Here is a 23,774-nt window from a genome sequence, read left to right as displayed (position 1 = left end):
CGGTATAGAGGACAGCGCGTGATTCAAAAAACCAAAGCGGTGACAAAGGAGAAACACGATGAAAAAGCATTTTTCCCAATCGATGGCACGCAAGCTGCTGGTATCCATGGTGGTGGCTGCTGGTGTGAGTGCTGCGCCTGCAGCATCTGCTGCCGAGCCGGTCAAGATTGCCGTAACCAACTGGGCTGACGTACTGGCAGTGGCCAATGTGGCCAAGTACGTGATGGAAACCAAGCTCAAGCAGCCGGTGGAATTCGTGCAGGCGGCCATCGGTATTCAGTACCAGGGCGTGGCGCGTGGCGACCTCGACCTGATGGTGGGCGGCTGGCTGCCGGTGACCCACGGTACTTACTACGCCAAGTACAAGGACAATCTGGACGACGTGGGCATCATCTACACCGGCGGCAAGAATGGCTGGGTCGTGCCTGCTTATGTGCCGGAGTCCGAAGTGTCCACCATTGCCGACCTGAACAAGCCCTCGGTCAAGAGCAAGCTTAACGGCATCATCCAGGGTATCGAGCCGGGTGGTGGCCTGATGCAGGCATCGGAAAAAACCATCAAGGATTACAACCTGTCCGGTTACAACCTGCAGTCCTCCAGTGAAGCCGGCATGCTGGCCGGGGTATCGCGCGCCTACCAGAGCAAGCAGTGGATTGTGGCCACCGTATGGAGCCCGCACTGGTTGTTCCAGAAATGGAAAGTCCGCTACCTGAAAGACCCGAAAGGCACGCTGGGTGGTGAGGAGCAGATTCACGCCTTTGCCTCCAAGGCCTTTGCCGGCAAATTCCCGCGCGCCAATGTGTTCATGAAGCACTTCAAGCTGACCCTGGCTGACGTGGAAGCCATCGAGCTGGAAGGCAATAGCACCAATGACTACGCCACGGCCGCGATGAAGTTTGTCGACAGCCATCCGGAAAAACTGAAAGCCTGGTTGCAGCAGTAAGCCCGGCATGGCAAGGCCTGCTGCCAGTGGCAGGCCGTGGATGTTGTGTTGACTGGCGCAGTTGGCGTCACCCTGTGGAGCTTGTCCATGAATGAAATTTCGCGCTTCTTTGCCGAACCACTGCTGAGTCGGGACCCGGTCATCGCCTCGGAAGTGGCGCTGGAATTGCGCCGCCAGCAAATGCAGGTGGAAATGCTGGCATCGGAAAACCTGGTCTCCGCCGCCGTGCTGGAAGTGCAGGGCACGGTGCTGGCCAGCCGGGGCAGCGAAAGCCATTTCATGCCACGCGACTATCCCGGTTGCGAGCATCTGGACCGGGTGGTGTCACTGGCCGAAGACCGGGTGAAAGCCCTGTTTGATGCCAACTACGCCAATGTGTTGCCGCACTCCGGCTCGCATGCCAGTCATGCTGCAATGCTGGCGCATGTACAGCCCGGCCAGACCGTGCTGCGCATGCTGCCGGATAAGGGAGAGGGCGCCCAGCTACCCGGCAAATGGTATGACACCGTGTATTACGGCAGGCAGATGGAGAGTGGCCTGCTGGACTACGCGGACATTCGCCAGCTTGCCATGCAGCACCGTCCCACCGTGCTGGTGGCTGGCGGGTCGGCCTATCCACGGCAACTGGAGCTGAAGCGCTTCCGGGACATTGCGGATGAAGCAGGCTGCTTGCTGGTGGTGGACATGACCCACATCGCCGGACTGGCAGCGGCTGGGCTGCATGCCAATCCTCTGCCCGAGGCCGACCTGGCCATTCTGCCCACGCACCGGACCCTGCGCGGGCCACGTGGCGGCGTCATCCTGAGCAACCGTGCCGAACTGGCGGCCAAGACCGATGCTGCCGTGTTTCCCAGTCGACAAAGCAGCCCGCTGATGCATGTGATTGCGGGCAAGGCCGTGGCTTTTGGCGAGGCGTTGCGGCCGGAGTTTTCCCGTTACATCCAGCAAATGCTGCGCAATGCCCAGGCGTTGGCGCGGGTGTTGCAGACGGGGGGTGTCCGGCTGCAAAGCGACGGCACCGACAACCACCTGCTGCTGCTGTCGCTACCAGACAGGGAGAGTCTTGCCTTTGCGGCAGAAAGCTCACTGGTCCGTGCCGGTATCTCTTGCAGCCTGTTCGGCATGGATGCCAAAGGGCAAGTCGTATCGGACGCCGGCATTTGCCTGTCGACGGCAGCCGGTACCAGCCGGGGCTTTGGCACAGCCCAGTTTGAGCTGTTGGGCGAGTTGATTCTGCAAGTACTGCATGGCCTGCAAGCCTGTCCTGACGGGGACGAGCAGGTCGAGCGACTGGTACGCAGCAAGCTGCGCGAGCTGTGTTGCCAGTTTCCCATCTACCCGATGAGTGACACCCATATCTGATTGATGCGCCAGTCCGGTTCTGGCCGGGCTGGGCGCTCCTGCATCCCTCCATGTTCGTGGAGGGGAGGGATGCTGTTGTCTTTTGCATGCCTCCACGGCGTTGTCGGCCTTGTTGCAAGGCCCGCGCCAAGTGGAAAACAAGGAGAAATGAAATGCGTTTTGAAGGCGTACACACCCCCCTGGTCACCCCGTTCTTGCCGGATGGCGAAATCAACCATGGCCTGCTGGCCGAGCACGCCGCTGACCTGGCCGCCAAGGTGGATGGCCTGGGCGTGGGCGGCACCACCGGCGAATACTACGCACTGAGCTTTGACGAGCGCGTGCGCACATTCAACACCGTGGCCGAAGCGGCTGGCGGCAAGAGCTGGCTGACTGCCGGTATCAACGCCACTACCACCAGCGAAGTCATCCGCCTGGGTCAGGCTGCCAAGGCTGCGGGCATGTCCGCCCTGCTGGTGGCCGCACCGTACTACGCCCAGCCCACGCAGGAAGAGCTGCTGGAACACCTGCTGAAGGTGGACGATGCGCTGGACCTGCCCATCATGCTGTACAACTTCCCGGCCCGTACCGGCACCGCCATTGGCGATGAAATCCTGGAAACCCTGCTGCAACGGCCTAATTTCCAGGCGATGAAAGAAAGCACCGGTGATATCGGCCATCTGCATCACCTGTCCACCCACTTCAAGGATTCGCTGGTGCTGAGCTGCGGTATGGACGATCAGGCACTGGAATTCTTTGCCTGGGGTTGCCGCAGCTGGGTATGCGGTGCTTCCAACTTCCTGCCCGAAGCCCACGTGGCCTTGCTGGACGCCTGCGTCAAACAGGGCGATTTCCTGCGCGGCCGCCAGTTGATGGCGCAATTGCTGCCGGTGCTGGAACTGCTGGAACGCAGCGGCAAGTTCATCCAGTACGTGCGCTATGGCTGCGAACTGGCTGGCAAGGCAGTCGGCGCAGCACGTGCACCGCTGGGTACGCTGAACCAGGCTGAGCGTGAAGCCTTTGCTGCCCTGGTTAACCCGATGATTCAGCAGAGATAAGCATCATGGCGGAAAAACTGGAATTCGCCCGTTTCCCCACGCCGGATGGTGAGAATGGCTGGTGGGAAAGCCTGCCACCTGCCGCCCCTGTGCGGCAGGTGGTCAGCGGCAAGCAGTACGACTGGGTGGTGATTGGTGGTGGCATTACCGGGCTGTGTGCGGCGCGTCGCCTGGCCGAGCTGGCGCCGGATGCCAGCATCGCCTTGCTGGAAGCCGACCGGATCGGGCGTTCTACTGCCGGGCGCAACTCCGGTTTCTTTGTCGACCTGCCACATGACATCAGCAGCGAAAGCTACTCGCACAGCGTGGAGGCGGACCAGGCCGATGTCCGCTTCCAGCGCCACGGTATTGATTATGTGCGCACGCTGGTACAGCAGCATGGCATCGACTGCGACTGGCGTGATGACGGCAAGTTTCATGCCGCCGTCAGCCGCAAGGGCGAGGCCGCACTCCAGCATTTTGCCGACGGGCTGGAGCGCATCGGCGAAGATTTCAAATGGCTGGACCAAGCCGCCATTGGCCGGGTAACCGGCTCCGGCTTCTACCACCGTGCCATTTTTACGCCCGGTTGCAGCACCGTGCAGCCGGCGGCACTGATGCGCGGGCTGGCCACCAGCATGCCGGCCAATGTGCAGGTGTTCGAGATGAGCCCGGTACGCGATATCACCAGCCAGCCGGACGGCCATGTGCTGCGGCTGGATGGCGGGCAGATCCGTGCGCGCCGCATCATCCTGTGTACCAATGCCTACGCCGCCAGCTTCGGCTTGCAGCATAACGGCCTGCTGCCGGTGTACACCTTTGCCTCGCTCACGCGGGTGATGACCGCACAGGAAGTGCAGCAGTTGGGAGGGCAGGTTTCCTGGGCGCTGATTCCGGCCGATCCGATGGGCACCACAGTACGCAGGCTGAGCACCAACCGTATCTGCGTGCGTAATCACTTTGCCTTCCGTCCCGGGGTCAGCGTCAGTGCGGCGGACCTGGCGCGGGCCAAACGCTTGCACCAGCGTTCTTTTGACCGGCGCTTCCCCATGTTGCCGGGGGTGGAACTGCAATACACCTGGGGTGGCGCGCTGTGCCTGTCGGCCAATAACGGCGTGCTGTTCGGCAAGCGGGAAAACAACATCTACCAGGCCATCGGCTGTAACGGGCTGGGGCTCAGCCGGGGTTCCACTTCCGGCAAGCTGATTGCCGAATTTGCCCTGGGTCAGGACAGCAGCCTGCTGCGCCAGGTGCAGGAAATTCCGCTGCCGCGCCCCTTGCCGCCGCGGCCACTGATGGACATTGCCGTTTCCACCGCCATCTGGGCCAAGGAAAAGGCTGCCGGAACCGAACTTTGACACACACGATAAAAGGATAAAGAGAGATGAAGAGCTATCAGGAATGGCAACAATACGCTGCGGCACTGACGCTGGATGGCCGCGCTTTTATTGACGGTCAGCGCACTGGCGCAGAGTCCGGCGAAACCTTCAGTACGCTGAACCCGGCTAGCGGTCAGCTGCTGGCCAATGTGGCCTGCTGCGACGCAGCCGATGTGGACCGTGCGGTCAAGGCGGCACGGGTGGCGTTTGACAGCGGTGTGTGGGCCAAGGCTGCACCGGCCCAACGCAAGGCGGTGCTGCTGCGTCTGGCCCAGCTGATTGATGACCATGCCGAAGAACTGGCGCTGCTGGAAGCGCTGGAAGCCGGCAAGCCGATTGCCGAGTGCATGGGCCTGGATATTCCCGAATCCGCTGCCTGCATCCGCTGGCATGCCGAAGTCACCGACAAGCGTTACGACGCGCTGTCGCCCTCTGGCTCCGGCGTGGTGTCGATGATTACCCGCGAGGCCATTGGCGTGGTGGGCGCGGTACTGCCGTGGAACTTCCCGGCGCTGATGCTGGCATGGAAAATCGGCCCGGCACTGTCGGTGGGCAATAGCGTGGTGGTCAAACCGGCCGAGCAAACCTCGCTGTCCACGCTGCGTATCGCCGAACTGGCGCTGGAAGCAGGGGTGCCTGCCGGGGTGTTCAGCGTGGTGACCGGCTTTGGCAGTGGTGCCGGTCAGGCACTGGGCTGCCATCCGGATGTAGACCTGATTGCCTTTACCGGCTCCACCGAAACCGGCAAGCGCTTTTTGCGTTATTCCGCCGACACCAACCTCAAGCGCGTGGTGCTGGAGTGCGGTGGCAAGAACCCGCAACTGGTGCTGCCGGATGTCAGCAATCTGGATGCAGTGGCCGAGAGTGCCGTGGCTGCGGCGTTCTGGAATATGGGCGAAAACTGTAGCGCCGGTTCACGACTGCTGGTGCCCAGCAGCATGAAGCAAGCACTGCTGGACAAGATCCAATCGGTACTGGCGACCTGGAAAACCGGCAATCCGCTGGACCCGGAAGTGAAGCTGGGGGCGCTGATCGAGCAAAAGCATTACCAGAAGGTGCTGGACCATATCGCCGTGGCCAAGGCCGAAGGCGCGAATCTGGTGTGCGGCGGCAATGCCACGCTGAGCGAAAGCGGCGGCTGGTTTGTTGAGCCCACCATTTTCGATGGGGTCAGCCCGGCCATGCGCATTGCCCGTGAAGAAGTGTTCGGCCCGGTGTTATGCGTGATCGAATATCAGGACGTGGAAGAAGCCATCCGCATTGCCAACGATACCTGCTATGGCCTGGCGGCATCGCTGTGGACTGACAATGTCAACAGCGCGCACAAGGTGGCCGCACGCATCCGCGCCGGTACGGTCACGGTCAACTGCTTTGGCGAGGGCGACCTGAGCACGCCGTTTGGTGGCTTCGGCCAAAGCGGATTTGGTGGCCGCGACAAATCCGTCTATGCTCACGACCAGTATTGTGAACTGAAAACAACCTGGCTCAAGCTGGATTGATTCCGCACACCTGCAGACAGGGTCCGGCAAGTTTGCCCGGCCTTGCCTGCCGTGTACCTGCGGCCTCCCGCTTGCAGGCAATTGCCCCGCAGGGACGGCTGCCGACCAACAGGGCCGGGTATGAAAAGCAGGCAAAGGTTGCATCCATGCAGAAAAGGCAGTTGTTTACCGACCGTTTACTGGCACAAATGCCCTCGCTGAGGGCTTTGCGCTGTTTTGTCACCGCGGCACGCTACGAAAGCTTTACCCAGGCGGCCGAAGTGTTGTGCGTGACCCAGGCTGCCATCAGCAAGCAAATCAAAGAGCTGGAAGATTCGCTGGATGTGGCACTGTTTCAGCGTACCGGGCGCCATATCGCTCTGACCGATGCCGGACGCATTCTCTACAATGCTTCCTACCTGTCCATCATGAATATCGCCGAGGCAGCCGAAGCCGTGCGGCGCACCGAAAAACATGCGCTGACACTCTGCGTTTCGCATACCTTCTCGGCGCTGTGGTTGTCGCCACGACTGGCCGCCTTCCGCCGCTGCTATCCGGGTATTCGCCTGCATGTCACCGTGACCGACCAGTTCATGGAACTGGACGAGTTGATGGAGCCGGATGTCATCATCACCAAGAACCCGCCGCGCGAACCGGAATACGAAGTAGAGCCCTTGTTCCACGATGTGGTTTACCCGGTGTGCAGCCCGACATTCTTCGAACACCATTTTCACGGCAAGAAAATCAAGCCGCTGGACTTGCTGGCCCATCCTTCGCTACACCTGTCACCGCTGGGACGCGCCCAGGTATGCGAGCATGTGGATTGGCGGGTATGGCGCAACTGGTTCCAGAAAGGCGACGATTCGGACCGGGTAAGCGAAGATAATTATCTGGAAAGCAATGACTACCGCCTGCTGGTGGCCCAGGCTGAGGCTGGCGAGGGCACCCTTCTGGGCTGGCACCATCTGGTACATCGTCAGGTGGCGCAGGGGCAGCTGCGGCGTCCAGTCAACGAATCCATTGTCTTCAATGACCGGCATCATTATCTGATTACCCACCGCAACGCCCATCATCGTCAGGAATACCAGCAATTGCGCGAATGGTTGCTGGCCGAGGTGGAAGAGATGATGAACGGACTGCGTGTGCCGCAAAGCTGATGTGCTCGATACCATCCCCGTCGCTGTCATGGATAACTGGCATTTGTCCGGGCTGCTGTCAGGGCTTGGTACTCTGCCTGACGCGTACCAGCTTGATGGCGTGTTCCGGACAGGCCGACACACACGCGCCACAGGCACGACAGGCTTCTGCATTCGGGGTGAATGCGGTTTTACGGCCATGCGCCCATACTTTCAATTTTGCCAGCATGGGCAGTTGGGAAAACTGCTGATCCGGCATCCTGCCGATTACAAATACATCAAACGGACAGACAACGGCACAGTCCCCTTTGCCTTCACAACGATGTGCATCGACCGATGGTTGAAACACGCCGGGGTCTGCCTTGCAGTCTGATCCCGCGGTTTGGCGGAAGATACGGTTTTTTCTCATATTCCATGCTCCTGGCTGAGTGATGGCATCTGACCCATGCGGCCACTGTGGTAACGCTGTATGGCCGTTTCGATCTGTTGCTGGTTGTTCATGACAAATGGTCCGAGCATTACAACGGTTTCGTGTATGGTCTGACCACACAGAAACACGGCTCTGGCTCTACTGTCCGTGGCCATCCGGATATGCCCCGTACCGACGAGGTGGACGCCTTGTCCTGACTGTAAAGACACTGTGTCTGCGCCGTTGTGAAGGCTTATTTCTCCGGATTGGACATAGACAAATCCGTGCTGATCTGGGGGCACGCTCACATCCAGTTCGCTATGAACATCCATATCCAGCATGGTGAATGGTTCGGCAGGCCGCAGCGGGGAAGCCAGCTCCTGGTACTGGCCTACCGCCACGCGCACGCTATCACCCTTTGTATTGCGCCATACGGGCAGGGCCTTGCCATCCAGCCACCAGGTTTGCGGGGCCAGTTGCTTGTTGGTGCTGCGCAGGTTGACGAAGAACTGAATGCCATGGAGTTCGTGTTCTCCGGATACGGGCAGTTCCTGATGCAGGATGCCGCTGCCCGCCTGGGTCCTGACAATGCTGCCTGCACCAAGCTGAATATCATTGCCGGTGGAGTCGAGAACGCGCAGGCTGCTTGCCGAATCTTCAAACACATAGCTGACGGCCGAGAATCCGGCATGGGGATGTGCAGGAAAGCGGTGTCCCCTTATCCGGAACTCATCCAGCAGGAGCTATGGCGATTGCTGATCTGTCGGTGAATACAGATTGAAACTGCGGACCGAAAAGTGCGCGTCACCACGTGACTGTGCGCTAAGCGGTGCGGAAATCTGGATGGACATGATGTGTGTATCCATGCGTCGGATAAGGGGAGGCGGCCAGTCACACCGCGAGTGTGGCAATAGTCAGTTCCGCATCGCTCAAGGCTTTGGCGCGGTGTTCCGGGCCTAAGGCCAGTCCTTCGGCCCTGCAGCGCAGTCATCCCCGGTAGTGGGAAATCACCTTGCCGCACCATCCCTAATCCGGCTCGAACAGAATTTCTCAGGATTGATACAGCCTGCGCAGGTGGAATGGGTGGTCTTGTCCAGTAAACACCGGCTCCATGTGCTGCACATCTTCTGCTTTGGGCCGCCCGGCGGCGGCTATTGCGGCTTGTTTGCCGCTTTCTGTTTCAGTTCTGACACAAGTGCCTAAACACGATGGCATGGAAAATTTGAATTTCCCTTATGTCATAAGACCTTGGCACGTCTGGCATGCTTCCTGCGCTAGAGAGGGCATGACAAAGCAGCCGGGAGCCGATGATGAAACTACCTATCCATCAACTGCTTCTGCTGTTTCTGGTCGGTTCCGCCTTGCCTGCGCTGACACTGGCCGCCGGGGATGGCGACATCATCATCGGCAGGGAAGTGCCCAGCCGCAGTGCCATCCGGCAGGGCGACCCCAGTCCCGATGTGAGCAAGGTGAGTGCATCCCCGGCTGAGGTGATTGTCGGTGGCACACGGCAGGTTGTCAGTATTGGTGGTCAGGCCGGTGAAATGGTGCTGGGGGCAGTACACGGCAGTGTGAACAATCTGGCCGGTCCCTTGCCTGGGCTGTCTGCCACGCCGCTGACTGTGCTGAGCGTGACGGCAGCAGCCAGGCCCGGTACCGCCAGTGGTAGTGGAGTAGGCGTGGGTAGCGCAGGCATCAGCCAGCAGCTGCAGTCAGGTTTGCAGCCCTTGAGCGGGCTGGCTCATTAGGAGAGACAACATGCGGATCCTGCAATTGTTGTGGCTTGGCAGTTGTCTGGGGCATGCGCTGGCGCACGCCGAGCAGGCTGTGATCGACAACAGCGGACAGTCAGTCAGCGGAATACTGGCGGTGAATCAGGCCGCTGGCAACGCCAATCAGCAGGGCAATCTGCAGGCCCTGGCCGTGTCCACCACGGCCAGCCATGCCAGTGTCTTCTTGTCCCGGCAGCCCTCAGGGGCGACCACCGCCGCCTCGACGGATGCCACGGCCAGCATTACCGGGTCGGCTTTTTCCGGCAGCCAGGGGCTGATGGCCATCAACCAGACTGCAGGTAATGAAAACCAGTCCCTGAATGCCCTGAGCCTGGCAATGTCACCCCGGCCGCAAGCCACCGCTCAGCCATCGGTAGCTGCCGACAGCCTGCTGGCCAGTACCGCGGGTAATGCTCCGGCCGTGGCCAGCGATAACAGCCACAGCCGAACCGATATTTCCGCCACCGCCTTCCAGGGTAGCCGGGGGCTGGTACAACTGAACCAGATTGCTGGCAGCCACAATCAGGCTGTCAATGTAGTGGCCGTGCAATGGGCCAATCCGTGAGCAGTACCGGCTGTCACCCGCATGGTGATGACCGGCATTCAAGCAAATCGCCTGGAGAATAATCATGACCGCAATGCTGCAGAAAAAAGTGCTTTTCCTCGCTCTTGTTGGTGTGTTTGGCGTAGCCTATGCCGGAGGGGCTGACCGCCCTGACGACCCGTCGTCTTCCACCAGTAGCAAGATCAGCAACAATCTGTCCAACAACTACAACAATACCAATGTCAGCCTGACAGGCACGGCCTATCTGGAAGGCATTGCCGTTTACGAAGTGTTCGATCCCAAGGCGGATGCCCTGGCCTCGGCCCGGGTGGATGATGTGCAGAAGAACCTGAATAACAGGCTGAACGTGACTGACCCGTCCAAAGCCACGGTGAAGGGTAGCGTCACCGGCATCCAGGGTAATGCCGGGGTGAACAATGCGTCCGGCTACTTTAACCAGCAAGCCAACAATGTGGCCATTGCCTCGGTATCCGGCAAAAAGAGTGGTGCGGCCGCAGCGGTTTCCTTCGAGCAGTTGAATGACGGCAACACCTACACCTTTGCCGAGCCGCTGCGCGGCACCTCCAACAGCATGGATGCCAGCGTTACCAACTCGGTAAACGGCATCCAGGGTAATGCTGGTGTCAACAATGCTGCCGGTGCCGGCAACCAGCAAAAGAATGATGTCGCCCTGTCGTCCGCCAGTGCTGCTGTGTTGGCCACGGCTTCTGCCGGTGGCACCCAGGTCAATCAGGGCACTTCGGTTACCACATTCTTCCCGCTTAACAGCACGGCAGGCATCTCCGGTTCCGTTAACAACATCAGTGGCAATGTGGGCCTGAACAATGCCGCAGGCTTGTCCAACCAGCAGGTCAACAGCCTGTCGGTTGCTGCAACCCACTAAGATCGGGAGAGACCGGCAGCGCAGTCCTGTGGCCGTGCTGCCGGTTTGTAACCATGAAACTTCCTATCCGCTTGCTATTGTCGATTCCGCTCTTGCTGTTTTGTTCAGGGGGCGGTCAGTTTGCCCAGGCTGCCGACATGGCGCTGCCTGCTTACACCGGTGAGGGTAATGTCTACAAGCAGGTGCACAGCCTGCGTGAGTTGCGCTTTCGTTATGTGGTGGAACAAAAAACCGATTTCAGCTGTGGTGCCGCCGCCCTCACCACCTTGCTGCGCTACGGGTTTGGTCTGGACCTGAACGAGCAGCAGGTCATAGCCGGCATGATGGCCGGTGCCAATCCCGATGTGGTCCGGCAGCAGGGGTTTTCCATGCTGGACATGAAGCATTTCGTGAATGTGCTGGGCTTGCGTGCCAGCGGCTTTGTCAGTGGTGCCGAACGCCTGCCTGCATTGCGCATTCCGGCGTTGATCATGCTGGACATCAATGGTTACAAGCACTTTGTGGTATTGAAGATGGCCACGCGCGACACGGTGTACGTGGCGGACCCTGCCTTGGGTAACCGTGCCATTCCCATGGCGGACTTCACGCGGCAGTGGAATGGCGTATTGCTGGCGGTGGCTGGGCCGGGTTACCGGCCACAAGGGCCGTTGCGCCAGTTTCCCAGCCCCTTGTCGGCCCGCCAGCTGATGGTGAACATGACGCCGGTGTCGCCGGCGGACCTGGTGGAATACGGTTTTCTTTACAGTGATTTCTTGTAGCCTGAGCCTGCTGGCCGAACAAGGTCGCCAGGCAGGGGCAGGGAGCTGAGCATGCGTACCTTGACTACGGCATTGCCGGCAGTATTGCTGATTGGCTTGAGTGTGCCGGCACACGCCATGCTGGCCTATGTGGATGATACGGTGCTAGACAGCATGCGCGGGCGCTATGTGGATGCCGGGCAGATTGTGCGTTTTGGCGTGCAGATGCTCAGTACCTGGCAAAATGCCGCAGGTGTGGTGCAGGGGGCGGGTGTCCAGCTTACCGCCCAGGCCGGTGCCGTACCGGTGATCAATCGCTATACCCTGGATACCACGACCGTGAGTCATGCCGCCAACAGCTTGCCCAGTGGCCTGGCTTCGGTGCAGGGCATGGTGCAGGTCAACCAGCAAGCCGGCAATGGCAATGTGTCACGCAATATCACCACGATTGATATCAATGACAGTGCCGCGTCGGCCGGCATGCCGGCTGGCTGGCAAGCCACTTCCCAGGGCAGTACCACCCAGAACGGGCAACTGGGGGTGAGCATCGATATGGGCAGTGCCGGGCAGATGGGGCAATCGCTGGGGCAGGGCCAGTTGGTCCAGTTCTCGCGCCTGACGGGTAACGGCATCGTCACCAGCAACACCCTGCATATCCAGCTGGTGTTGCAGCCACAGGCAGGCTTGATGAACTTCATCATGCCCAGCCGCAGCATGATGTCCGGCATCGGCTTGCACTGAAGTTTTGCCGGTCCTTACCCCTGCTGATCTACACCTCTGCAGGACTGTACCTTTCCTGCATGAAAGCCAGGCCTGGCTAGTCGCCAAGGCCTATCCCATATTTCTTCACCAGCCGGTACAAGGTGGCACGCGAGATGCCCAGCTCGCGCGCGGCCTTGCTGCTGTTCTGGCTATGCAGCTCCAGCGCCATTTCCACCGCCTCGCGCTCCGCCTTTTCCCGGATGGCATCCAGACTGTTTTGCTGGGCAGGGAGGATAATCCCGCCCAGCCCCATGTCCTGCGGCCGGATGACCTTGCCGCTTGCCATGGCCAGCCCCTGGCTGATGCGGTTTGACATCTCGCGGATATTACCCGGCCAGTCATGTTGCAACATGATGGCCATTGCCTCGTACGACAGCCGTTTTTGTGGCAAAGCCAGCCGCTGGGCGTTTTGCGCCAGCAGGTGTCTGGCCAGCAGGGGGATGTCGGAACGTCGTTCGCGCAAGGGCGGCAAATGCAGCTGGCAGACGCACAGGCGGTAGTACAGGTCTTGCCGGAAACGGCCGCTGCTGATGGCGGTGGGGAGGTCGACATGGGTGGCCGATACCACACGGGTGTCGATATTGCGGCTGCGGTTGTCACCCAGCCGGTCTATGGTGCCCTCCTGCAGGAAGCGCAGCAGGTTGACCTGCGCTTCTATCGCCATGTCACCGATTTCATCCAGAAACAGCGTGCCGTTATGGGCAGCCTCGATACGGCCTACCCGGCCGGAAGACGCACCGGTAAATGCACCGCGTTCGTGGCCGAACAATTCCGACTGCACCAGGTTGACCGGCAAGCCGCCGCAGTTGACGGCCTGGAAGGGGCCAGCGGCCCGGTCGGAGTGTTGATGTAACAAGCGGGCCACCAGCTCTTTGCCGCAGCCGGACTCCCCAGTAATGAGAACAGTGACATTGACACGCGCCAGCCGGCGGATTTCCTGATGCAAACGCCGTATGCAGGCATGTTCGCCCACCAGCTGTTTGTCTTCTGCCGGCGCTTCTTCCTGTTGCAGATGCCGCCGCAGGCTGGTCTTGCCGTGCAGCCTTCCCAAGGTCACCGCCAGCCTGGCGCTTTCGACCGGCAGGCAGTGGTAGTCGTAGCAGCTGTCATTGATGAAACTGCGTACCGCCGGGTGCTCCAGCTGCTGACGGTCGGTCAGCAGCACCCACTCCATATCCAGTTGACTGCCAAGCAGTTGCAGCATGTCCAATTTGCGTTGCAGCTTGTTGTCCAGTAATACCAGCCCCGCACTGAATGGGCCTGTCTGTCGCGGCTTATGTTGCTTTACTTCGTGCAGGTGGGTGATGTGCCAGTGCTGCTGGTGCAAGTCCTGCAGCACGGGGTGCAAGGCATCCGACCCCAGTGCCAGCAGTGTTTTGCTCATTTTCATTGCTGACTCCGTCAGAAGCGGTAGGGGAACTTCACCGAAAAAGCATAGTTGGGGCTGTCCGGTGTCATGCCCAGTGACAGATTGGGAATGATGGAAAGCCGTTTGCTGTAGGCATAGGTCAGGCCCAGGTTCAGGTTGGCGGCATTGGCGCTGCTGCCCACCACACTGCTCCAGCCGCTGCCTTGTTGCCGTACCTGGGCCTGGCCGACGATCTGCTGTGAGTAGGACAAGCCGAGGCTGAGCTTGTCGTTCAGTGCAAAGGCGATGCCTGCTCCCCAGTTCCAGCTGTCGCCCAGCCTTACGTCACCCGGCTGGGTGACGCCTGCCGTAGGGCTGATATCGCTGAAATGCCCATCCAGATAATGGGTGTAACCCACGCTGGCAAACAGCACGGCCGGGTCCACTGTCTTGACGAATGACAAGCCGGTGGTGATACCCCAGACCCCATTGCCGGTGGGCAGACGGTCGGGCATGGAAAGATTGTTGTTGCCGGCCGATTGCACCAGCTTGATGCCATAAGGGCTGCGCCCGGTAGGGGCCTTCACGCGCAAACTCCACACCACATCCGGCCAGTCGGCGTTTTCTTCCACCAGCTTGTAACCCAGCCCAAAACTGATATCACCCAGGGTTGGCCCCTGGCGTACCGAGCCTTGGGAAACCGTGCTGGCGGACCCGCCAGCTCCGCCCGAAAAATAGGTGGCGTCCCGTGCCACAAAGGGAATGTCCATATCCAGCTGCCAGCGCGGGCTGGGCGAGTATCGGGTGGTGAGGTCCAGCGTCAGGCTGTCGCTAACCACCTTGTCCAGGTTGATATTGCCCAGAAAGATGGAGTCCAGCGCCAGAAAGCCATTGAGCACCAGCTCGCGGGTGTCGTAATGGGTGTAAGTGAAACTGGGTTCGATGGAGAACTTTCCGGGAGCAAAGCCGCTGGCTTCCTGATAAATGTCTTCCACGCTTTTTGGCACTTCACTCACCACCGGTAGCGCCGGGCCATTGTTGCCCGCCATGGCTGTGGCGTTTGCCGGGGTATCGGGACCGGGGTTTCTGCTGCCGAGGCCGTTGTTGCCAGTGCTTGTGGCGGCAACTTGGCCATCGCGGCGCGTCAGCCCGGCCAGCTGCTGCTCCAGTTGCCGGATGCGTTGTTCCTGCTGGCGGTTGGTCTGCGCCAGATCGCTCAGCTGTTGTTGCAGGCTTTCCAGGGTGATGTCGGCCCTGGCCTGCATGGGAAGGGATAAGGACAGTACGGCTAGAAAAAAGCTGTTACGCGCGCATTGCAAAGTGGTCGGCTGCATGATCGTTTCCTTGCTGTGCAGGAGCGGTCGGCCCACCTGTTTCCTCGGCTGGTGCTGGCAGCCGAATGCAGCAAGAAGACTTCCCCGCTACCTCATCGATAGAGTGATGATGCCCCTTGGATATTTTAATTGGTAATGGTTTAAACTGTATTAATTATTATTTTCTTCTTCATTCTAGTTTCTGTCCAAGCCAACGCAAGCCCTACCAAGTTGTCATTGACATTTTTTACGCACTGGTAATTTTCACCCGCCTGAATGCCTTGAGAGTAAAAACGGCTGTTGCAAGGGATAAAGGGCTGCTCTGTCGGGCGATGCATCAATGGATAGCTGGAAAAGCAAACACCCCGCATAGGGGCGGGGTGTGGCTTAGGCTACTGACAGTCGCTTGTTTGCAAGCCCGCTTGCGGGCTTGGTGAATCGAAATGCAGTCATTCCGGTTAATCGGCCTGACTTATGCAGCGGTCTGACGTTTACCTGCCGCCTCCTCGCGGCGGCGCTTGGCTTCTGCCAGCAGGTAAACCTGGTAGTCGTCCAGGTCGCCGTCAAAGTCGCTGACACCGCCGCGCGACACCATCCAGAACTCGTCACACACCGCACGCAGCAGGGCGCGGTCGTGGCTGACCAGCATCACCGAGCCTTCAAACTCGTTAAGCGCCACACTCAGCGCCTCGCGCGTGGCCAGGTCCAGATGGTTGGTCGGTTCATCCAGCAGCAGCAGGTTGGGGCGCAGCCACACAATCATGCACAGCACCAGCCGGGCTTTTTCGCCGCCGCTCATGCTGCCCACCGCCTGCTTCACCATGTCTCCGCTGAAATTGAAGGTACCCAGGAAGTTGCGCAGTCCTTGCTCGCGGCAGTCGTTGGCAGGTGGGCGCAGTTGAGGCGGAGTTTCCCGCACCAGGCGCAGCATGTGTTGCAGCGGGTCGTCTTCCGGGCGCAAGACATCCAGCTCCTGTTGCGAGAAGTAGCCTATGCTCAGGCCCTTGCCACGGATGATTTCGCCGCTGGTGGCTTTCAGTGCTTCGGCCACTGTTTTCACCAGGGTGGACTTGCCCTGACCGTTGGCACCCAGGATGCCGATGCGCTGGCCGGCCAGCACCGAGCGGTTAACCCCTTTGACAATCACCGTAGGCGGCGTGCCAGCCGGTGCATCCTCTGCTGCCGGATAGCCGAACGAGGCCTGCGACATGGTCAGCATAGGGTTGGGCAGGCTGCCCGGTTCCTTGAACTCGAACTGGAATTCGGCATCGGCCAGCACCGGTGCAATCTTCTCCATGCGCTCCAGCGCCTTCACCCGGCTTTGCGCCTGCTTGGCTTTGCTGGCCTTGGCCTTGAAGCGGTCGATGAACTTTTGCAGGTGGGCCATCTTTTCCTGCTGCTTGGCCTGTGCGGCCTGCTGCAGAATCATCTGTTCGGCACGCATGTCCTCGAACTTGCTGTAGTTGCCGCCATAGCGCACCAGCTTGCCGTGGTCGATATGCAGGGTGACGTTGGTGACCGCGTCCAGGAATTCGCGGTCATGGCTGATGACCACCATGGTGCCGCTGTATTGCTTGAGCCAGGCCTCCAGCCACACCAGTGCGTCCAGGTCCAGGTGGTTGGTGGGTTCGTCCAGCAGCAGCAAGTCGGAAGGGCACATCAGCGCCCGTGCCAATTGCAGGCGCATGCGCCAGCCGCCGGAGAAGCTGTTTACCGGCTGATCCAGCTCCGCCACGCTGAAACCCAGGCCCAGAATCAGCGCCTGTGCCCGCGCCGGTGCGTCATGCTCGCCGGCATCATTCAGCGCGGTATAGGCGTGGGCCATGCGCATATAGTCTTCGCCCGCTTCGGCTTCGGCCACTTCGCGCCGCGCCGCCAGCAAGGTGAGGTCGCCTTCCACCACGAATTCCGTCGCGCTCTGTGCAGTTTCCGGCATGTCCTGCGCCACCTGCGCCATGCGCCACTGGCTGGGAATGGAGAAATCGCCACCGTCTTCGTGCAGATTGCCGTTGAGCACGGCAAACAGCGATGACTTGCCCGCGCCGTTACGCCCGACAAGGCCGACTTTTTCGCCGGGGTTGATGCTGACAGTTGCGTTGTCCAGCAAGACTTTGGTGCCGCGACGCAAGGCCACGTTTTTCAGAATGATCATGAGGGAATGCCGTGCTGCAAGGGTTGGGTGGCGAAAAGCGGTAGCCCGGCGTTTACTTTCGTCGCGACGGAATGCCAGGAAAAAACACCGCCCTCAGGCTCATGGGCCGAGGGCGAAGTGGGGATTATACGCAGATGCTCTGCGCGCCGCGCAGGCTTCTGCCAGCCTGCGGTGTCATGTTCCGTGCTTTGTTGACTGCGCTGGCGTGGGATGGGATGGAAATGGCGTGGCGGAACGCCCCGATAGTGCCGGGGCTTCCGCCATACGGGGCAGGGACGTGGGGGGTATGGTCTGTCAATCCGGGCTGAAGCGGTCGCCCAGGTCGGCCCGGATGGTGTGGGTGTCGTAGATGATGACCAGCTTTTCAATCAGACCATCAGCATTGAAGTCAAACACGTCCACGCAATCAAAGCCGACGGTGCTTTGGTCTTTCAGCACCCAGTCATAGCGGAAGTAGGCGGTGGCACGGCGGCTGCCCTGGCTGCTGTGGAAGAGGTCCAGCAGGGTGATCTTGCTGTTGCCGGAGGCCTCGGCCAGCTTGCGGTAAAACGAGGCGGGGCTGACCCACCCCAGCAGCGGCGAATAAATGGTGGCCTGCGGGGCAAACAGGGCCACCACTTCATCCACATTGCTCTGTTCCAGTGCCTGCAGGTAGTCTGTCAGCCTGGCTGCGTACTGCGCCGTATCGATAGCGGACATCGCTGTATTCCTTGTTTGGTATGAGTCACCACCTTAGCCTTTAGCCCATGAGCCGAATATCGACAAATTCTGAAGCCGGCTATGCAGCGGATGCATACCCGCTTGGCGAACTGACCAAACCCCTGCCATCCATCATGGGCTTGCAGGCCTTTGTCGCCGTCGCCCGGCTGGGCAGCCTGTCGCGTGCCGCCACCCAGCTGCACCGCACACAGGGGGCGGTGAGCCGTCAGATCCAGCAACTGGAGCAGTACTACCAGCTGGCCTTGTTCTGGCGCAGCGCCAGCGGCATGCAGCTAAGCCCGGAAGGCGAGCAGCTGCATCAGATTGCCCTGCGGGTATTGGCCGAGCTGTCCGCTTTTTCGCAGCTGGCTTGTCAGCAACAGCAAGTCATCCGCCTGCGCCTGCCATCCACGCTGGCACTGCGCTGGTTCCTGCCACGGCTGGACAGCTTGCAACAGTTGCTGCCCGGCATGCGTATCGACATCAGCACCTCCATCAGCGATAGCCCCGATTTCACCGGCACAGAGCTGGACGCCATGCTGGTGCGCGGCAATGGCCAATGGCATGGCCTGCATGCAGAACGCCTGTTTACCGAACACCTGACCCCGATGTGCTGCCCGGAACTGGCGCGCGACTTGCACACCCCGGCCGACATGCAGCAGCACTGCCTGATTCATGCCGATGCCGGCCAGCAAGCGTGGCAAGCCTGGTGGCGGCAATATGGCAGCGGGGAAATGGCAGGGCGGCATGTCGAGTTCGACTCGCTGGAATCCGCCATCGGGGCCGCAGTGCTGGGCTACGGCATTGCGCTGGGCGACCCGCGCCTGGCACAAGACCGGCTGGCCAGTGGCGAGCTGGTGCTGCCCTTTGCCGACAGCTACACCGGCGAACTGGCGTATTTTCTGGTGATGCCAGAGCCAGGCCGCCACAGCCCCAAGCTGCGCGAACTGACGGCGGCCCTGCTGGCCCTGGCATAAGGCGGATGCCCCGGTGGGGTAAGCCGCCCGCAGCCAGTCCTCTGCGGAAAATCAGAACGCCGTCACCACCGTCACGCCCGCACCCTCAAACTTGTCCATATTCATCAGTACCTCAATAGACTGTTCAAGGCTGATGGTGCGGCCAATCAGCTGCTCCGGTGCCAGCTTGCCGGCGGCCATCATGGCGAACATGGCATCGTAACGGTGCGCCTGCATGCCGTGGCTGCCCAGGATTTCCAGCTCGTGCGCAATCACCTTGCTCATCGGAATGGCCGGGGTGCTGTGCTCGCCCAGCATCAGGCCCACCTGCACGTGCTTGCCGCGCTTGCGCAGATTGCTGATGGAGTTAAAGCAGGTTGCCGGGTGGCCCAGCGCATCCAGTGACACATGCGCACCGCCACGGCTGATGTCCATCACCGCTTCAACCACATCCGGCACCTTGCTGGCATTCACCGTAGCCACAGCCCCCAGCTTGCGCGCCAGTTCCAGCTTGTCATCCGCAATATCAATGGCAATCACATTCGCCCCGATGGCATTGGCAATCATGATGGCAGACAGGCCAACGCCACCGCAGCCATGCACCGCCACCCACTGACCGGCCGAGGTTTTGGCCTGATCCACCACCGCGTGGAACGATGTCACAAAACGGCAGCCCAGACTGGCCGCCGTGGTGAAGTCCAGCGATTCCGGCAAGGCCACCAGATTGATGTCCGCCTGATGGATGGACACATACTCGGCAAACGAACCCCAGTGGGTGAAGCCGGGCTGGAACTGGTGGTCGCACACCTGATGATGACCCGAATGGCACTCCGGGCAATGACCACAGCCCGCCACAAACGGCACGGTCACCCGATCGCCAATCTTCCATTTGCCCACCTGCTTGCCAACTGCCGTCACCACCCCGGAAAACTCATGACCGGGCACATGCGGCAGGTGAATGTCCGGGTCGTGGCCAACCCAGCCATGCCAGTCACTGCGGCACACGCCGGTTGCCATCACCTGGATGACCACACCGCTGTTGTCCGGCGTCGGGTCCGGCACGGTAGTCAGTTGCGGCGGGGCGGAAAACGATTCGTAAACAATGGCTTTCATGCAGTACTCCTCGGTGGAATGGTGCATTTATTGTGAACGTTTGCCGAGAAATTACCTGTCAGATTGCCATTGGAATAAGCCGTAATCTGAAATAGGATTTCACTGATCAAACCTCCAGTGAAAGCTTTCTTCAAAATGACCGATCTCGACAAAGTAGACCTCGCCATCGCCGACAAACTGCAACAGGATGGCCGCCTGTCCAACGCCAAACTGGCCGAGCAATTTGCCATGAGCGAAGCCTCCTGCTGGCGACGGCAGAAACGGCTGGAAGAGCTGGGCGTCATCGAGGGTTACAAAGCGGTACTGAACCGGCGCAAGCTGGGAATAGGGGTGATGGCCTTTGTGCAGATTGTCTGCACCCAGCACAGCGAAGAAGCCACCGCCGCATTCGAACGCATCATCCAGGCCTGCCCGCAGATACTGGCCTGTCACAACACCACTGGCGAAGCCGACTTCCTGCTGCAAGTAGTCGCACGGGACCTGGATGACTACAGCCGCTTTGTCGAGAAAGTACTGCGCAAATTACCGGGGGTGTTCAGCATCCGCAGCAATATCTCGCTCCGGGAAATCAAGGTGATGAACAAGCTGCCCATCACCGATATCGAGCCAGGGCATGGCTGAGTGGCCATGATCTGCGCGGGTGGGTGGTGATTGGCGGGTGAGGGGGAGGTTGTTGCTATAGGGTGGATGCCCCGCAGGGGGTATAGGATGGTGGCGCGGGGTGATTGGTCGTTGGCAGAAATTCGGCCTAAGCGGTCAGTTGCATTTGCTCGCCTTGCGTTCCGCTTTCATTAGGAAACCGGCCACCAAGCTGGCCGGTTCATAAAAGAACAATGCAATCCGTGGATTACCTGACACCTTGTCATGAACCAGGCTCAGCAACCGTCATGGTAAATATCAGCAAGCCATCGCCATGATTAGCGTAATGATGCGGTGCATCGGTACGGGCCACCGCAGCATTGCCAGCGCTTATGGTTGTCACCGTATCTGCCACGCACAATTCCAATACGCCTTGTTCAACATGGAACAGTTCAAATGTGCCATGCGGGTGACCAGGGGAGGTAAATACCTCTCCAGGATGTATTTCCCAGCGCCACAACTCCACCATGTCCGGGCCACTGGTTCCTGCCAGCAAACGTGCGCTGCCTCCTGCTGGCCCCGTCCAGAGCACTGGAATGTCCTGTTGTTCGATTACATGAATCGATGGAGTGCTGGCTACATTCACAATGTCTGCAACGGAAATGCCCAAGGCGGCTGCCAGTTTGCAAAGGATGGCAATACTGGGATTGGCATTGCCCTTTTCGATTTCCACCAGCATGCCCTTGCTGACCCCGGCCCGGCGCGAGAGCTCATCAAGGGACAGTTTCTGCTCTTTGCGATGCTGCTTGAGTCGGATGGCGAGGGCTGCGCTGATGGCTTCTGCATCCGAACCCGAATTGGTCGATATATTGACTATTTTGGACATTGGTCGTTAATATGGGATGAAGCGGTCAGTAAAGGATACCTCAATGTCGGAATTTTTACCTTCCATCAGCCCGGAAATTGCTTCAATTGCACCAGGATTCCGGGCCCTCAGCATTCGTGTAGCGGCAACCAAACTGACTGTGCCTGACTTTGGCACACAGCAGCTACAGGCGGCCTGTGGCTTTGTTCAGACAGGAGGCCCTACATGGGCAGATGCGCATTTGCAAGCATGGGCCGAGGTCTTCCGTACCTTTGGAGCCAAGCCTCAGCGCACGCCGTGTTCGGCCGAGGCCTTGCGCAAACGTGTATTGAAAGATGGCGGCTTGCCTGCCATTGACCCTGTCGTTGATCTCTACAATGCCATCAGCTTGCGCTACGCCATTCCGGTTGGAGGTGAAAATCTGTCGGCTTACATCGGCTCCCCCCGCCTCGTTATTGCCGATGGCAGCGAGCTGTTTGACACCATGAAGGCAGGCGAGCCGGCAACCGAGTCACCAGAGGTCGGGGAAGTGATCTGGCGTGATGACGCAGGCGTCACCTGCCGGCGTTGGAACTGGAGACAAGGCGTCAGAACCAGGCTCAGCGCCACTGATCAACACATGTGGTTCATTCTGGAAAGCCTGCCGCAAATGCCGCTCGAGGCACTGCACCAAGCGGGTGAAGAACTGATGCAAGGTATAGCACACATGATGCCGGGTTCGGTGATTGACTCCCATCTGATTACCTTGTCTTGCATATCAGCGGAGAATTAAACAGCCATGTTGCTTTCATTCCCATTTTTGCTGGCGGCGGTATTACTGGCCATCATCCCAGGACCCGGCATTGCTTATGTTGCAGCCAGGACAGTGTCAGGGGGAAAGGCAGAAGGTATTTCCTCTTCACTTGGTACTGCGCTAGGTGGCATGGTGCATGTCATGGCGGCGGCGCTGGGATTGTCATTGCTGATTGTCAGTTCGCCACTTGCCTATGGCTTGCTCAAATATCTTGGCGCAGCTTACTTGATCTATCTGGGTTACAAGACCTGGAATGCACCGGCAAGTAGCAGCAATACTGCAGCGGACCAGGGGCATGGTGTATGGAAGGCTTTTCGGGACGGTATCGTGGTTGAAGCCATGAATATCAAGACAGCCATGTTCTTTCTGGCCTTCATCCCGCAATTCATCCAGCCACAACAATCAGCCACAGTCCAGTTTGTGTTGATGGGTTCGGTATGTGTCCTATTGAATACCAGCGCAGACCTGATTGCCGTCTTTCTTGCTCATCAACTGGTATCCGGCAGTAGTGGCAAAGCACTTCGTGCCAGACTCATGACACGTGTCTCAGGCTCAATTATGGTCGTGCTGGGCTTGATGGTTGCGTTGGCGAGTCATTCATGAACGAATGTGGTGCAATTGCCCTGATGGCAGCAAATGGAGATATCTATGTACTTGCCTGAACACTTTGCTCAGACGGACATTTCAGCTCTGCATGACACCATTACTGCACACCCATTTGGTAGCCTGATCACACACGGGACATCCGGGCTGGACGCCAATCACTTGCCATTCGAACTATTGCGCAACGAGGGAACACTGGGGGTGCTCAATGCACATATCGCCAGACGAAACCCCTTGTGTAGTGAAGTAAGTGATGGAGATGAAGTCCTGGTGACATTCCGGGCGGCGGATGCTTATGTATCACCCCATTACTATCCCAGCAAACAGGAAACTCAGCGCCAGGTTCCAACCTGGAACTACATGGTAGTGCATGCCCATGGACAGATCCGCTTTATCGACGATGACAAGTTTCTGAGAGCCGTGGTGGGTAGGCTGACCAAAATGCATGAAGGCAAGCAGCCTGTCCCTTGGAAAATGGCAGATGCGCCACCGGACTATCTGCAAGATCTGCTGAAAAATATTGTCGGTATTCAGATTGGCATTACCCGTTTAATCGGAAAAAACAAGCTGGGACAGGATGAGGAATTAAAAGATATGCGAGGAGCCGGGCAGGCGCTCCAGCTGGAAAGCTTCACTGATAGTCATGTCATTGGTAGCGCAATGTTGGAACTGGCGAGGCAAAGAAAATAGCGCACACTAGAATCTTGATATTTTTTTGTAACCACTGGTTTGTATTGCCTCTTCTTTCGTCTCACAGAGCACGAGAACGACTGAAAACCTTACAAAAGCGGAAGCCAATAATCTGTCGGTGAATGACCGCTTTGGCCGGAGGCTGTGTGAAAACGTCCATGGGATTATGATGTTTACAGCTCCACGCCGAGGGTTGCGCCATGACACGGTTTATCCAAGGA

24 protein-coding genes are annotated in these 23,774 nt (G+C 59.3%); 16 read left to right on the top strand and 8 right to left on the bottom strand.

Annotated features, from left to right (window positions below; genetic code table 11):
- Positions 1–58: 58 nt before the first annotated feature.
- From HWX34_RS19580 to HWX34_RS19555, 6 genes are all read left to right on the top strand, one after another.
- On the top strand, positions 59–943 hold the full coding sequence (locus HWX34_RS19580; protein WP_178973854.1) for a glycine betaine ABC transporter substrate-binding protein: 885 nt from the start codon (positions 59–61) through the stop codon (positions 941–943).
- An 87-nt stretch (positions 944–1,030) separates the two neighbouring features.
- Positions 1,031–2,305, top strand: a complete 1,275-nt coding sequence (locus HWX34_RS19575; RefSeq protein ID WP_178973853.1) for a serine hydroxymethyltransferase — start codon at positions 1,031–1,033, stop codon at positions 2,303–2,305.
- A gap of 152 nt (positions 2,306–2,457) precedes the next feature.
- Complete coding sequence (locus HWX34_RS19570) at positions 2,458–3,342, top strand: dihydrodipicolinate synthase family protein (RefSeq protein WP_178973852.1); 885 nt, start codon at positions 2,458–2,460, stop codon at positions 3,340–3,342.
- 5 nt (positions 3,343–3,347) lie between these two features.
- Positions 3,348–4,679, top strand: coding sequence for an FAD-binding oxidoreductase (locus HWX34_RS19565; protein ID WP_178973851.1), 1,332 nt, complete (start codon positions 3,348–3,350; stop codon positions 4,677–4,679).
- Between the two features lie 26 nt (positions 4,680–4,705).
- Positions 4,706–6,199, top strand: coding sequence for an aldehyde dehydrogenase (locus tag HWX34_RS19560; RefSeq protein ID WP_178973850.1), 1,494 nt, complete (start codon positions 4,706–4,708; stop codon positions 6,197–6,199).
- Positions 6,200–6,345: 146 nt separating this feature from the next.
- Complete coding sequence (locus HWX34_RS19555) at positions 6,346–7,335, top strand: LysR substrate-binding domain-containing protein (RefSeq protein WP_178973849.1); 990 nt, start codon at positions 6,346–6,348, stop codon at positions 7,333–7,335.
- 58 nt (positions 7,336–7,393) lie between these two features.
- Here HWX34_RS19555 and HWX34_RS19550 read toward each other — a convergent pair whose 3' ends face one another.
- Both HWX34_RS19550 and HWX34_RS19545 read right to left on the bottom strand, forming a co-directional pair.
- The gene (locus HWX34_RS19550; protein WP_178973848.1) at positions 7,394–7,723 is read right to left on the bottom strand and encodes a ferredoxin family protein; all 330 of its coding nucleotides are present in this window, start codon (positions 7,721–7,723) and stop codon (positions 7,394–7,396) included.
- Complete coding sequence (locus HWX34_RS19545; protein ID WP_370459800.1) at positions 7,720–8,445, bottom strand: pirin family protein; 726 nt, start codon at positions 8,443–8,445, stop codon at positions 7,720–7,722. Before HWX34_RS19545 ends, HWX34_RS19550 begins: the two co-directional genes overlap by 4 nt.
- A 585-nt stretch (positions 8,446–9,030) precedes the next feature.
- Between HWX34_RS19545 and HWX34_RS19540 the strand changes: the two genes are divergently transcribed.
- From HWX34_RS19540 to HWX34_RS19520, 5 genes are all read left to right on the top strand, one after another.
- Positions 9,031–9,471: a hypothetical protein gene (locus HWX34_RS19540; protein ID WP_178973846.1), complete on the top strand. Its 441-nt coding sequence runs from the start codon at positions 9,031–9,033 to the stop codon at positions 9,469–9,471.
- Positions 9,472–9,481: 10 nt separating this feature from the next.
- The gene (locus HWX34_RS19535) at positions 9,482–10,060 is read left to right on the top strand and encodes a hypothetical protein (protein WP_178973845.1); all 579 of its coding nucleotides are present in this window, start codon (positions 9,482–9,484) and stop codon (positions 10,058–10,060) included.
- Positions 10,061–10,124: 64 nt separating this feature from the next.
- Complete coding sequence (locus tag HWX34_RS19530) at positions 10,125–10,943, top strand: hypothetical protein (RefSeq protein ID WP_178973844.1); 819 nt, start codon at positions 10,125–10,127, stop codon at positions 10,941–10,943.
- 53 nt (positions 10,944–10,996) lie between these two features.
- On the top strand, positions 10,997–11,701 hold the full coding sequence (locus HWX34_RS19525; RefSeq protein WP_178973843.1) for a C39 family peptidase: 705 nt from the start codon (positions 10,997–10,999) through the stop codon (positions 11,699–11,701).
- 51 nt (positions 11,702–11,752) lie between these two features.
- Positions 11,753–12,421 carry a hypothetical protein gene (locus HWX34_RS19520; protein ID WP_178973842.1) on the top strand — a complete coding sequence of 223 codons (669 nt, stop codon included), beginning with the start codon at positions 11,753–11,755 and terminating at the stop codon, positions 12,419–12,421.
- A 76-nt stretch (positions 12,422–12,497) separates the two neighbouring features.
- On the opposite strand, the gene HWX34_RS19515 is transcribed toward HWX34_RS19520, so the two are convergent.
- The 4 genes from HWX34_RS19515 to HWX34_RS19500 form a co-directional block, all read right to left on the bottom strand.
- Positions 12,498–13,826, bottom strand: coding sequence for a sigma-54 dependent transcriptional regulator (locus tag HWX34_RS19515; RefSeq protein WP_178973841.1), 1,329 nt, complete (start codon positions 13,824–13,826; stop codon positions 12,498–12,500).
- A 17-nt stretch (positions 13,827–13,843) separates the two neighbouring features.
- Positions 13,844–15,124, bottom strand: a complete 1,281-nt coding sequence (locus tag HWX34_RS19510; protein WP_178973840.1) for a transporter — start codon at positions 15,122–15,124, stop codon at positions 13,844–13,846.
- A gap of 451 nt (positions 15,125–15,575) precedes the next feature.
- The gene (locus tag HWX34_RS19505) at positions 15,576–17,255 is read right to left on the bottom strand and encodes an ABC-F family ATP-binding cassette domain-containing protein (protein WP_178973839.1); all 1,680 of its coding nucleotides are present in this window, start codon (positions 17,253–17,255) and stop codon (positions 15,576–15,578) included.
- A gap of 294 nt (positions 17,256–17,549) precedes the next feature.
- Entirely contained in the window at positions 17,550–17,954 is a 405-nt protein-coding gene (locus HWX34_RS19500; protein WP_178973838.1) for a nuclear transport factor 2 family protein, read from the bottom strand.
- Positions 17,955–18,001: 47 nt separating this feature from the next.
- On the opposite strand from HWX34_RS19500, the gene HWX34_RS19495 reads away from it, so the two are divergent.
- Positions 18,002–18,931: a LysR substrate-binding domain-containing protein gene (locus HWX34_RS19495; protein WP_178973837.1), complete on the top strand. Its 930-nt coding sequence runs from the start codon at positions 18,002–18,004 to the stop codon at positions 18,929–18,931.
- A 51-nt stretch (positions 18,932–18,982) separates the two neighbouring features.
- Here the strand turns inward: HWX34_RS19495 and HWX34_RS19490 are convergent, their stop codons facing one another.
- Positions 18,983–20,023, bottom strand: coding sequence for a zinc-dependent alcohol dehydrogenase family protein (locus HWX34_RS19490; RefSeq protein ID WP_178973836.1), 1,041 nt, complete (start codon positions 20,021–20,023; stop codon positions 18,983–18,985).
- 135 nt (positions 20,024–20,158) lie between these two features.
- Between HWX34_RS19490 and HWX34_RS19485 the strand changes: the two genes are divergently transcribed.
- On the top strand, positions 20,159–20,644 hold the full coding sequence (locus HWX34_RS19485) for an Lrp/AsnC family transcriptional regulator (RefSeq protein WP_045848252.1): 486 nt from the start codon (positions 20,159–20,161) through the stop codon (positions 20,642–20,644).
- A gap of 241 nt (positions 20,645–20,885) precedes the next feature.
- On the opposite strand, the gene HWX34_RS19480 is transcribed toward HWX34_RS19485, so the two are convergent.
- Positions 20,886–21,488, bottom strand: a complete 603-nt coding sequence (locus HWX34_RS19480) for a helix-turn-helix domain-containing protein (RefSeq protein WP_178973835.1) — start codon at positions 21,486–21,488, stop codon at positions 20,886–20,888.
- 43 nt (positions 21,489–21,531) lie between these two features.
- Here HWX34_RS19480 and HWX34_RS19475 point away from each other — a divergent pair, with 43 nt between their 5' ends.
- From HWX34_RS19475 to HWX34_RS19465, 3 genes are read left to right on the top strand one after another with little or no spacing between them, the layout of a single operon-like run.
- A complete protein-coding gene (locus HWX34_RS19475) occupies positions 21,532–22,239 on the top strand; it encodes a B3/4 domain-containing protein (RefSeq protein ID WP_178973834.1) in 708 nt (235 codons plus the stop codon).
- Positions 22,240–22,245: 6 nt separating this feature from the next.
- Positions 22,246–22,863 carry a LysE family translocator gene (locus HWX34_RS19470; RefSeq protein WP_131360637.1) on the top strand — a complete coding sequence of 206 codons (618 nt, stop codon included), beginning with the start codon at positions 22,246–22,248 and terminating at the stop codon, positions 22,861–22,863.
- A gap of 45 nt (positions 22,864–22,908) precedes the next feature.
- On the top strand, positions 22,909–23,553 hold the full coding sequence (locus tag HWX34_RS19465) for an FMN-binding negative transcriptional regulator (RefSeq protein WP_178973833.1): 645 nt from the start codon (positions 22,909–22,911) through the stop codon (positions 23,551–23,553).
- The last annotated feature ends 221 nt before the right edge of the window (positions 23,554–23,774 follow it).

This window comes from Aquitalea sp. LB_tupeE (genome assembly GCF_013391415.1).
In the GTDB taxonomy this organism is placed as follows: domain Bacteria; phylum Pseudomonadota; class Gammaproteobacteria; order Burkholderiales; family Chromobacteriaceae; genus Aquitalea.
This window is presented reverse-complemented; position numbering and strand designations above follow the sequence as displayed.